Origin of the sequence: Streptomyces sp. SYP-A7185 (assembly GCF_046103685.1) — a bacterium.
Taxonomy (GTDB): Bacteria; Actinomycetota; Actinomycetes; order Streptomycetales; family Streptomycetaceae; genus Streptomyces.
On the sequence record NZ_CP122310.1, the window covers coordinates 4870295 to 4881990 of the forward strand.

General features: G+C 71.2%; 7 protein-coding genes. 1 reads left to right on the plus strand and 6 read right to left on the minus strand.

The window, feature by feature from the left end; translation table 11 throughout:
• Positions 1–33 precede the first annotated feature (33 nt).
• Entirely contained in the window at positions 34–930 is an 897-nt protein-coding gene (locus tag QBL25_RS21330) for a Cof-type HAD-IIB family hydrolase (RefSeq protein ID WP_409058623.1), read from the plus strand.
• A gap of 57 nt (positions 931–987) precedes the next feature.
• Here the strand turns inward: QBL25_RS21330 and QBL25_RS21335 are convergent, their stop codons facing one another.
• From QBL25_RS21335 to hisC, 6 genes are all read right to left on the minus strand, one after another.
• On the minus strand, positions 988–2028 hold the full coding sequence (locus QBL25_RS21335; protein WP_409058624.1) for a murein hydrolase activator EnvC family protein: 1041 nt from the start codon (positions 2026–2028) through the stop codon (positions 988–990).
• A gap of 118 nt (positions 2029–2146) precedes the next feature.
• Positions 2147–3883: a GAF domain-containing sensor histidine kinase gene (locus QBL25_RS21340; RefSeq protein WP_409058625.1), complete on the minus strand. Its 1737-nt coding sequence runs from the start codon at positions 3881–3883 to the stop codon at positions 2147–2149.
• A gap of 129 nt (positions 3884–4012) precedes the next feature.
• Positions 4013–7525, minus strand: a complete 3513-nt coding sequence (cydD, locus tag QBL25_RS21345; protein ID WP_409058626.1) for a thiol reductant ABC exporter subunit CydD — start codon at positions 7523–7525, stop codon at positions 4013–4015.
• 113 nt (positions 7526–7638) lie between these two features.
• The gene (gene cydB / locus QBL25_RS21350) at positions 7639–8643 is read right to left on the minus strand and encodes a cytochrome d ubiquinol oxidase subunit II (protein WP_409058627.1); all 1005 of its coding nucleotides are present in this window, start codon (positions 8641–8643) and stop codon (positions 7639–7641) included.
• 14 nt (positions 8644–8657) lie between these two features.
• Positions 8658–10202, minus strand: a complete 1545-nt coding sequence (locus QBL25_RS21355) for a cytochrome ubiquinol oxidase subunit I (protein ID WP_409058628.1) — start codon at positions 10200–10202, stop codon at positions 8658–8660.
• A gap of 278 nt (positions 10203–10480) precedes the next feature.
• Positions 10481–11560 carry a histidinol-phosphate transaminase gene (gene hisC, locus QBL25_RS21360; RefSeq protein ID WP_409058629.1) on the minus strand — a complete coding sequence of 360 codons (1080 nt, stop codon included), beginning with the start codon at positions 11558–11560 and terminating at the stop codon, positions 10481–10483.
• Positions 11561–11696: the final 136 nt, after the last annotated feature.

Below are 11696 nucleotides of genomic sequence, written 5' to 3' on the forward strand. Positions count from 1 at the left end.
GCCCGTGCACGTATGTGCGGGACAATCGATGGCGTGACCTCAGCTACCCCACGGCCCAGGACCCCGGCCGTCTCCGCCCTGCACCGGCCCAAGGTTCGGCTGATCGCCACGGACCTGGACGGCACCCTCCTGCGGGACGACAAGTCCGTGTCCGACCGCACCGTCGCCGCACTCGCCGCCGCCGAGCGGGAGGGGATCGAGGTCTTCTTCGTGACCGGCCGCCCGGCCCGCTGGATGGACGTCGTCAGCTCCCACGTGCACGGCCACGGCCTCGCCATCTGCGGCAACGGCGCCGCCGTCGTGGACCTGCACGACGGATCGGGCGGCCACCGCTTCGTGAAGGTGCGGGAGCTGCGGCGCGAGGACGCCCTCGACGTCGTCCGGCTGCTGCGCGCGGCGGCCCCCGGCACGTCCTTCGCGGTCGAGCGGACCGGCGGACTGCACCACGAGCCGACGTACCCGCCGCTGCACCTGGAGCCCGGCGAGAGCGTCGCCCCCGCGGAGAAGCTCCTCGGCGAGGACTCCGAGAACGCGACCCAGCCGATCCTGAAGGTCCTCGCCTTCCACCCCGAGATCGCGCCCGACGCGTTCCTGGCCGTGGCCCGCGAGGCCGTGCGCGGCCAGGTCGAGATCACCCGCTCCAGCCCGAGCGCCCTGCTCGAGATCAGCGGCCCCGGCGTCTCCAAGGCCAGCACCCTCGCGCTGTCCTGCGCCGAGCGCGGCATCACGCCCGAGGAGGTCGTCGCTTTCGGGGACATGCCGAACGACATCGAGATGCTCAGCTGGGCGGGCACGTCGTACGCGATGGGCAACGCGCACCCGGACGTGCTCGCCGCCGCTTCGGGACGCACGGTCGCCAACAACGAGGACGGCGTCGCAGTCGTCATCGAGCGAATCCTGAGCGAGCAGCAGGAGCAGCGGGAGCAGTAGGGGCCGAGGCCGTAAGAGGAACGGGCGCAGGAAAAGCGGCAGAAGAACCGGTACGGCTCAGAGCCGCACCCCCCGGTCCTCCAGCCACGGGACGGGATCCACGCCCGACCCCAGATACGGCGTGAGCCGCACCTCGAAGTGCAGGTGCGGCCCCGTCGAGTTGCCCGTGGTGCCCGCCTGCCCGACCCACTGGCCGGGGTCCACCCGTTCCCCCTGGTCGACGGTGACGGCGGCCAGGTGCGCGTACTGCGTGTAGTAGCCGCCCTTGTGCTCCACCACGACCTCGATGCCGAAGCCGCCCCCGCACGACACGGACACCACCCGGCCCGCGCCCACCGCCCGTACCGGCGCCCCGATGCCGACCGCGAAGTCCTGCCCGGTATGCCGGTGCGACCAGCGCTCACCCGCGCTGTCGAACCCCGCCGACAGCTCGTACGTCTCCACGGGCGACGTCCACGCGCGCGTGGAGTGCGACTCCGGCTGATCCAGGCGTACGGCACCCCGGCACTTGCCGGCCGCGACCGACCGGTCGGCCTCGCCCTGAAGGGTCCACTGCGCCGACGCCAGCTTGCTCTCGATGGTCCGCTTCAGCCGGGTGAGGGTCGCGTTGCGGCGGTCGAGGGCGCGCTTGGCGCGGTCCGCGCTGTGCTTGGCGTCCGAGAGCCTGGCGGCCGCCTGCTGGGTCTTGCTCACGGCGTGGGTGACGGCCAGATCCGCCTGGCCCAGGAGCCGCTGACCACGGATCAGCTCCTCCGGACTGTCGGCGAGCAGGAGCTGGGCGGTCTGGGGGAGGTCGCCGCCGTTGCGGTACTGCGCGCTGGCCATCCGGCCGAGGTCCGCGTGCAGCACGTCGACCGCGGCCTGCTCCTTGGTGAGGAGTCGGTCCAGTTTCCGGACCTTCGCGCGCTGCTCCTTGGCGGCGTGCCGGCCCGCTTCGTAGCGCGCGGTCGCCGCGGAAGCCTCCTCGTAGAGGCGGGCCACTTCGGCGCTCGTGTCCGGGCCTTCGGAGGCACCGGCGGGGGCGGGACACAGGAACGCGCACAGCAATACCGTCACGGCGACGAGCGGGTGAGAGGTACCGCGGTGGCTCAAAGGCATGTCAGGGATCGTTGCCCTGCGGCCCTCTCCGGGTCCTGCCCGACTCGTACACCCGGGGCAACCGGTGCCCCGAACAGCCCACTTCCGTACGGCCGAACAGGGACCCCCGGCAGGCGGCTCAGTAAGGCGCCTGCCACACCACCGCCGTACCGCCGCCGTCCTCCCCGATGCCGGGGCCGTACCAACTGTCCCCGCCGAGCGACTCCGCACGCCTCTTGAGGTTCTTCAGTCCGCTGCGCCGGCCGCCCTCCGCGATGCCGACCCCGTCGTCCGAGACCGTCAGGCGCACGCCCTGCTGCCCGTCGGGCAGGATCACCGTCGCGTCCACGACGACGTCGATCCGGTCCGCGTGCGCGTGCCGGAACGCGTTGGACAGCGCCTCGCGCAGGGCCGCGATGAGGTTCTTGCCGGTGAGCTCGCCGACCACGGTGTCGACGGGCCCCACGAAGTGGTGCGAGGGCTTGAAGCCGAGCGGTACGGCGGCCATGTTGATCTCACGCAGGACCCGTGTGCGCAGCCCGGAGGGCGCCTCGGCCGGGCCCTGCTGAAGGGCGAAGATCGCCGTACGGATCTCCTGGATCGTCACGTCCAGTTCGTCGACGGCCTTGCCCACGCCCGTCTGCACCTCGGGCACGACGGATCTGCGCTGGGCGCTCTCCAGCATCATGCCGGTGGCGAACAGGCGCTGGATCACGAGGTCGTGCAGGTCCCGCGCGATGCGGTCGCGGTCCTCGTACACCGCGAGCCGTTCCCGGTCGCGCTGAGCTTCGGCCATCATCAGGGCGAGCGCGGCCTGCGAGGCGAACTGGGTGGCGAGGGTCCGCTCGGTCTCGCTGAACGGCCGTGCGCCACGCGCGCGTGGCGTGACGAGCGTCCCCATGACGCGGCCGTCGCTCTGGAGCGGCAGCATCATGACGGGGCCGTAGTCCCGGGCCAGGTCGGTCAGGACGCGCGGGTCGGTGGCCGCGTCGTCGAGGAACACGGAGTCCCCGGCGAGCAGGTCGGTGATGATGCGGCTCTCCGGGGGGACGGTCACGCCGAGCATCCCGGAGGGTTCGTCCGAGGAGACCGCGACGATCTCCATGCCGCCCTCGTCGTCGGGCAGGAGGACGATCCCGGCGGCCGAGTCGGCGAGATGGCGGGCCTGTTCGGCGACGACGGCGAGCGCCTCCTCCGCGTCGCTGCCCGAGAGCAGCGCCGTGGTGACCGCCACGGAGCCGTCGATCCAGCGCTCGCGCTGCGTGGCGGCCTCGTAGAGGCGCGCGTTGCCGATGGCGATGCCCGCCTCCGTGGCGAGGACCCGGACCATGTGCACGTCGTACTCGTTGAAGTCGGCGCCGTCCCGCTTCTCGGTCAGGTAGAGGTTGCCGAAGATCTCGCCCTGGACGCGGATGGGTACGCCGAGGAAGGTCCGCATGGGCGGGTGGTGGGCCGGGAAGCCGCACGAGCGCGGATCGGCCGAGAGGTCCGCGACGCGCAGGGTCTCCGGCTGGTGGATGAGGGCCCCGAGCAGCCCCTTGTGTCCGTCGGGCAGGCGCCCGATGCGCTCGGCGGTCTCCTCGTCGATGCCGGTGTAGACGAAGTCGGAGAGTCCCGTGCCGTCTTCGGAGACGACACCGATCGCCGCGTAGCGGGCACCCGCGAGCTCGGCCGCCGTCTCGCAGATGCGGTCGAGCGTGGTGTGCAGTTCGAGCCCGGCGCCCACGGAGCGCATCGCTTCGAGGAGCTGCGGCACGCGCGCGGTCAGCTCGGGGGAGAGCCCCTGAAGGCTGCGGGTCGCCTGCTTCGCCGCTGCGATCGGGTCCGATGTGCCGTCGGGTGGCGGTGAGGCGGCGGAGGCCGAGGGGGCTGACATGCCTTTGAGAGTAGTTAGTCCTATTTGGCGAGGAAAGTCGGGGCACGCTCCCGCGCCCCTGCCCCCACCGCCCTCACCCGTCCCACCGCCGTCATCCGCCCGGCGCCGTCCCCCGTGCCACCGCCTCGCCTATCCCGCCGCCGTCACCAGCAGGTCCGCCGCCCGCTCACGCTCCCGCATCCGCCGCAGCGGCCCCTCCACCAGGACGAGATCCGCGTACGCGCCGCGCTGCACCACCTGCCCGGCGTCCAGGACGATCACCTCGTCCACCGCGTCGAGCCCGGCGAGCCGGTGGGTGATGAGCAGCGTCGTGCGGCCCTCGGTGGCGGCCAGGAGGTCGGCGGTGAGGGCGTCGGCGGTCGGCAGGTCGAGGTGTTCGGCCGGCTCGTCCAGGACGAGGACGGGGAAGTCGGCGAGCAGCGCGCGGGCCAGGGCGATGCGCTGCCGCTGGCCTCCGGAGAGCCGGGCCCCGTGCTCGCCGACCATGGTGTCGAGCCCCTCGGGCAGCGAGTCGGTCCACTCCAGGAGGCGGGCCCGCTCCAGGGCGCCGCGCAGTTCGTCGTCGCCGGCGCCCTTGCGCGCGATGAGCAGGTTCTCGCGTACGGAGCTGTCGAAGACGTGCGCGTCCTGCGCGCAGAGCCCGACGAGTTCGCGCACGGTGTCGCCGTCCAGCGTGGCCGCGTCCGTGCCGCCCAGGCGGTACGTCCCTCCGCCCGTCCCCAAAAAGCGGAGCAGCACCTGGGCGAGCGTCGTCTTGCCGGAGCCCGAAGGGCCGACCACCGCGATGCGCCGACCGCGCTCCAGCGTCAGACCGACGCCCGCGAGCGCGTCCCGGTCCTGCCCCTCGTACCGGGCGTGCAGCCCTTCGAGGCGGAGCGGGAAAGGCGTCGGCGGGGCCTGCGCGGGGACGGCGGGCTCCGGTACGGGCTCGGGGGCGTCGAGGACCTCGTAGACACGCTCGGCGCTCTTCCTGACGCGCTGGCGGTACTGCACGGCGAGCGGCAGCCCGAGGACCGCCTCGAAGGCGGCGAGCGGAGTGAGGACGACGACGGCGAGCGCGACGCCGCTGAGCCGTCCGTCGTACAGCGCCTGTACGCCGACGAGTGCGGCGGCGGCCACGGTGAGACCGGTGACGAGCGCGCCGAGCCCGTCGCCGAGCGCGGTGGCCGTGGCCGTCCGCGAGGCGATCCGGGTCAGCTCGGCGTCGGCTTCCTTCGCCTTGGCCGTACGCCGGGTCAGCGCGCCCGCGACCGTCAACTCGGCGGTGCCGGTGAGCAGGTCGGCCACGCGCGTGGCCAGCACCCCGCGCGCGGGAGCGAGCCTGCGCTCGGCCCGGCGGGCGACGGCCCCGGAGAGCAACGGCACGCCCACCCCGGCCAGGAGCAGGCCGACGGCGAGGACGGCGCCCGCCTCCGGCAGCAGCCAGGCGGTGAAGCCGACGGCTCCGGCGCCCACGACGGCGGCGGCCGACGCGGGAAGCAGCCAGCGCAGCCAGTAGTCCTGCAAGGCGTCCACGTCGGCCACCAGGCGGGAGAGCAGGTCACCGCGGCGGGTCTTCCCCAGCCCGGCCGGGGCGAGGCGCTCAAGACGCCGGTAGACGGCCACGCGGGTGTCGGCCAGCATCCGCAGGACGGCGTCGTGCGAGACGAGGCGCTCCGCGTAACGGAACACGGCCCGGCCCATGCCGAAGGCGCGGGTCGCCGTCACGGCGATCATCAGGTACATCACCGGCGGCTGCTCCGACGCCCGGCTGATCAGCCACCCCGAGGTGGCCATCAGCCCCACGGAGCTGCCGATCGCGAGGGCGCCGAGCAGCAGCGCCAGCGCGAGCTTGCCCTTGCGCGCCTGCGCGGCACCCCGCACCCGGGCCAGGACGTCACCGCGGGGGCTCCGCGCAACGGGCACCACGGCGCCCGCCGCCTGCTCCGGCTGCCCCACAGCCGCGTCAGTGTCGGCACCCCGCGGGGCGCCCACCACGGCCCTCGGCTCGCGCGCGGCACCGTCGGCGGGGGCGGGGGCGTGGAGCCGTACGACCCGGTCCGCCACCGCGAGGAGCGCCGGCCGGTGCACGACCAGCAGCACGGTCCGCCCCACGGCCAGCCGCCGGACCGCCTCGACGACCCCGGCCTCGGTCTCGCCGTCCAGCGCCGCGGTCGGCTCGTCCAGCAGCACCACGGGCCGGTCGGCCAGGAACGCCCGCGCCAGGGCGAGCCGCTGCCGCTGCCCCGCGGACAGACCGGCACCGTCCTCCCCGAGCGGCGTCTGCACGCCGGCCGGCAGCGCGGAGACGAACTCCCAGGCCCCCGCCGACTCCAGCGCCTCCCGTACGGAAGCGTCGTCCGCGTCAGGCCGGGCGAGCCGTACGTTCTCCGCGATGGACCCGGCGTACAGGTGCGGCCGCTGCGGAACCCAGGCGATCCGCTCCCGCCACCGCTCCGGCGCGACCCCGGCCAGGTCGACGCCCCCGACGCGCACCCGCCCCTCGGCAGGCTCGACGAACCCCAGGATCACGTCCAGGAGCGTCGACTTGCCCACCCCGCTGGGCCCGACCAGAGCCACGGTCTCGCCCTGCTCCACCGCGAACGACACCCCGGAGACCGCGTCCGCGGACCGCCCCGGATACCGGACCGTCACGCCCTCCACGCTCAACGCCCCCGCGGGCGCCGGCGCGTCCCCGGTGACCCGCACCGGAGCCTCCAGGACCTCGAAGATCTCCTCGGCGGCCGAGAGCCCCTCCGCCGCCGCGTGGTACTGCGCACCGACCTGGCGCAGCGGCAGATACGCCTCGGGCGCGAGGATCAGGATGACCAGACCCACGTAGAGATCCATGTCCCCGTGGACGAGCCGCATCCCGGTGGTCACCGCGACCAGCGCCACGGACAGCGTCGCGAGGAGTTCCAGCGCGAACGACGACAGGAAGGCGATGCGCAGCGTACGCATCGTCGCCTGCCGGTACTCGCCCGTGATCTGCCGGATCGACTCGGCCTGCGCCTTCGCGCGCCCGAACACCTTCAGGGTCGGCAGTCCCGCCACCACGTCCAGGAAGTGCCCCGACAGACGCGAAAGCAGCCGCCACTGGCGGTCCATCCGGTTCTGCGTCGCCATGCCGATCAGGATCATGAAGACCGGGATCAGCGGCAGCGTCACGACGATGATCGCCGCCGACACCCAGTCCTCGGTGACGATCCGCGCGAGCACCGCCACCGGGACCACCACCGCGAGCCCCAGCTGCGGCAGATAGCGCGAGAAGTAGTCGTCCAGGGCGTCCACGCCCCGCGTGGCCAACGACACCAGCGAACCGGTCCGCTGACCGCTCAGCCACCCGGGACCCAGCTGCCCCGCCCGGTCGAGCAGCCGTCCCCGCAGCTCCGACTTCACCGCCGCGCTCGCCCGGTGCGCCGCGAGCTCGGTCAGCCAGGCGACCAGCGCCCGCCCCGCGGCGACCAGCACGAGCAGCAGGAGTGGCGTCGTCAGATCACCGGGAGCGAGCCCCTTCTGGAAGGCCCCGACCACGATCTCGGCGATGAGCATCGCCTGAGCGATGACCAGACCCGCCCCGGCGATGCCGAGGACCACCACCGCGGCGAGGAAGAACCGGGTGGCACGGGCGTACCGGACAAGACGCGGGTCGATTGGTTTCACGTGAAACACACCCTCCGAAGAGATCAGCGAGCGGAGAACTCAGTGCTCGTCAGCCACCGAGCACTCAGGGAAGGGGATCCGCCGAGTGCTCGGTGCACGGCATCCACCGGGACTCAGTGCGCGGCGTCCGCGATGTGCTGCGTCCCGATCCGCTTGCGGAACACCCAGTAGGTCCACGACTGGTAGAGCAGCACGACCGGCGTCGCGATGCCCGCACACCAGGTCATGATCTTCAGGGTGTAGGGACTCGACGAGGCGTTGGTGACCGTGAGGCTCCACTCCTCGTTCAGCGAGGACGGCATGACGTTCGGGAAGAGCGTCAGGAAGAGCATCGCGACGGCCGCGGCGATCGTGAGGCCCGAGAGCGCGAACGACCAGCCCTCGCGCCCCATCTCGATCGCCCCGATGGCGCCGACCAGCGCGACCACGGCCACGACCATCGCGACCAGGCTCTTGCCGTCGCCGTTGTCCGCCTGCGTCCAGACCAGGAACCCGAGCGCCAGGACGGCGGTCACCAGACCGAGCACGAGCGCCAGCTTCCGCGCCCGCATCCGGATGTCCCCCACCGTCTTGAGCGCGGCGAAGACCGCGCCGTGGAAGGTGAACAGCGTCAGGGTGACCAGGCCGCCCAGGATCGAGTACGGGTTCAGCAGGTCCCAGAAGTTGCCCACGTACTCCTTGTGGGCGTCGATCTTCACGCCGCGCGTGATGTTGGCGAAGGCCACGCCCCACATGACCGCCGGGATCAGCGAGGTCCAGAAGATGGCCTGCTCCCAGTTGCGCTGCCACTTCTCCTCGGGGCGCTTGGCCCGGTACTCGAAGGCCACGCCACGCACGATCAGGCAGAGCAGGATGATCAGGAGCGGCAGATAGAAGCCGGAGAAGAGCGTCGCATACCACTCGGGGAAGGCGGCGAAGGTCGCGCCGCCCGCCGTGAGCAGCCACACCTCGTTGCCGTCCCAGACGGGGCCGATGGTGTTGATGAGCACCCGCTTCTCGGTCCGGTCACGGGCGAGCAGCTTGGTGAGGACGCCGATGCCGAAGTCGAAGCCCTCCAGGAAGAAGTAGCCGATCCACAGGACTGCGATCAGCACGAACCAGACGTCGTGAAGTTCCATGTCGATCAACTCCCTCAGTACGAGAAGGCCATGGGCCGGTCGGCGTCGGCGTCGGTGCCGTCATCGGAACCCGAGCCGGAGCCGGGACCGCCGATCTTGGTGGGCGGGTTCAGGTCGGCCTCGGTGAGCTCCGGCGGGCCCTGCTTGATGTACTTGAGCAGCAGCTTCACCTCGATCACGGCGAGGATCGCGTAGATGGCGGTGAAGACGACCAGCGAGGTGATCACCTCACCCTGCGAGACCCCCGGCGAGACCGCGTCCCTGGTCTTCAGGACGCCGTAGACCACCCAGGGCTGCCGCCCGGTCTCGGTGAAGATCCAGCCCCAGGCGGTGCCGATGAGGGGGAAGATCAGCGTCCACTGCGAGAGCCGCCACCACCAGGTGCCCAGCTTCGGCGCCAGCTCCTTGTTCTTGGTGAGCATGAGCTTCGGGATGTCGTCGGCGCCCGTGCGGTGCTCCGGAGCGAGCCAGAACTTCTTCCGCGTGAGCCAGAGCCCGGCGGTGCACAGGGCCATCGAGACCCCGCCGAAGCCGATCATCCAGCGGTAGGACCAGTAGGCGGTGGGGATGTTGGGCCGGTAGTCACCGGGCCCGTACTTCTCCTGCGCCTCCTTGTTCAGGTCGTTGATGCCGGGGATCTCCGCGCTGAAGTTGTTCTTGGCGAGGAAGGACAGTATTCCGGGGATCTCGATCGCCACGTCGTTGTGCCCCTTGGACACGTCGCCGTAGGCGAAGAGCGAGAACGGCGCCGGCTTCTCCGACTCCCACAGCGCCTCGGCGGCCGACATCTTCATCGGCTGCTGCTCGTACATGACCTTGCCGAGGGTGTCGGCGCTGACCACGGTGAGCAGGGTGCCGACGAACGCGGTGACCAGACCGAGCCGCATCGACATCCGCATGGTGCGGATGTGCTGCTTCTTGCGCAGGTGGAAGATCGCGATGCCGGTCATGAAGGCGCCGCCGACCAGGACCGCCGCCGAGATGACGTGGAAGAAGTTGACCAGCGTCGTCTCCTGGAAGAGCACCTTCGAGAAGTCGGTGAGCTCAGCGCGCTTGGTGCCGTCCCGCTCCACGATCTTGTAGCCGACCGGGTGCTGCATAAAGGCGTTGGCGGCGATGATGAAGTACGCCGACAGGACGGTCCCGATGGAGACGATCCAGATCGTGGCGCAGTGGAGCTTCTTCGGGAGCTTGTCCCAGCCGAAGATCCACAGGCCGATGAAGGTCGACTCGAAGAAGAAGGCGATGAGCGCCTCGAAGGCCAGCGGCGCCCCGAAGACGTCACCGACGAAGCGCGAGTAGTCGGACCAGTTCATGCCGAACTGGAACTCCTGGACGATGCCGGTGACGACACCCATCGCGATGTTGATCAGGAACAGCTTTCCCCAGAACTTGGTCGCCCTGAGGTAGTGCTCCTTGCCCGTGCGCACCCAGGCCGTCTCCAGGATCGCCGTGAGAGCGGCCAGGGAGATCGTCAGGGGCACGAACAGGAAGTGGTAGACGGTGGTGATGCCGAACTGCCATCGCGCCAAGGTCTCGGGCGCCAGAGCCAGATCCACGTCGACTTCTCCTTACGGCCGTGATCCCATCGGCAGTTTGCCCTTTTAATCCCACTTACCTTGGGACCAACCGGGACACGCTTGTGAACGCGTTCACATTCACAAGCATTATGTCGTACCGGTTCCGGCCCTTGCCAGGGGGTCCCCCTTACTGACGGGAACCTCACACGGATACGACGGAGGGGCCGGGAACCAACGGCTCCCGGCCCCTCCTCACACGGCTGCCCGCGGCACGGCTGCCCGCAGTGCAGCCACCCGCACCACGGCCGCCCGCAGCGCTACAGCTCCTTGCGGAACGCCTCCGCCGCCTGGAGGAAGATGTCGTTGGCCTCGGTCTCGCCGATCGTGGCCCGCATCCCCTCGCCCGCGAACGGCCGCACGACCACGCCGGCCTGCTCGCACGCCGCCGCGAAGTCGGCCGTACGCTCCCCGAGCCGCAGCCACACGAAGTTCGCCTGCGTCTCCGGCACCGTCCAGCCCTGCCCGCGCAGCGCCTCGACCACCCGGGTGCGCTCGGCGACCAGCGAGCCGACCCGGCCCATCAGCTCGTCCTCGGCCCGCAGCGAGGCCACCGCCGCGTCCTGCGCGAGCTGGCTCACGCCGAAGGGCACGGCCGTCTTGCGCAGGGCGGCCGCCACCGGCTCATGGGCGATCGCGAAGCCGACCCGCAGGCCGGCGAGGCCGTACGCCTTGGAGAACGTGCGCAGCACGGCGACATTGGGGCGCTCGCGGTAGATCTCGACGCCGTCCGGCACCTCGGGGTCGCGGATGAACTCGCGGTAGGCCTCGTCGAGCACCACCAGGACGTCGCTCGGCACCCGGTCGAGGAACCGCTCGAGCTCGGCCCTGCGCACCACGGTGCCGGTCGGGTTGTTCGGGTTGCAGACGAAGATCAGCCGCGTGCGGTCGGTGATGGCCTCGGCCATCGCGTCCAGGTCGTGGACGTCCCCCGGCGTGAGCGGCACCTTCACCGACGTGGCCCCGCTCACCTGCGTGATGATCGGGTACGCCTCGAAGGACCGCCAGGCGTAGATGACCTCGTCCCCCGGGCCCGACGTGGCCTGGATCAGCTGCTGCGCGACGCCGACGGAACCGGTGCCCGTCGCCACGTGCGACACCGGGACCCCGAAGCGGTCGGCGAGTTCGCTCATCAGGCCCGTGCACGCCATGTCGGGGTAGCGGTTGAACGTCCCCGCGGCGGCGAGCGCACTCTCCATGACGCCCGGCAGCGGCGGGTAGGGGTTCTCGTTCGAGGACAGCTTGTAGGCCACCGGACCCTCCGCGGCGGCAGGCTTCCCCGGCTTGTACGTGGGGATGCCCTCCAGCTCGGCTCGCAGCCTCGGGCTCGTCTCGCTCACCGCAGTCCTCCTCTTGGACACCTGAACAACGTGCTGGCACACCTGGACAGATTGATGGACAGACCGAACAGCCTGAACAACCTGACTTCAATACTCCTCACCTTATGAGGATTCAGCGCCGCTGCGAATGGGTCGG

Bases quoted from the DNA above. Each gene is read 5' to 3' on its own strand.
- QBL25_RS21335 (WP_409058624.1), bottom strand. From the start codon at position 2,028: ATGCCTTTGAGCCACCGCGGTACCTCTCACCCGCTCGTCGCCGTGACG.
- QBL25_RS21340 (WP_409058625.1), bottom strand. From the start codon at position 3,883: ATGTCAGCCCCCTCGGCCTCCGCCGCCTCACCGCCACCCGACGGCACA.
- cydB (WP_409058627.1), bottom strand. From the start codon at position 8,643: ATGGAACTTCACGACGTCTGGTTCGTGCTGATCGCAGTCCTGTGGATC.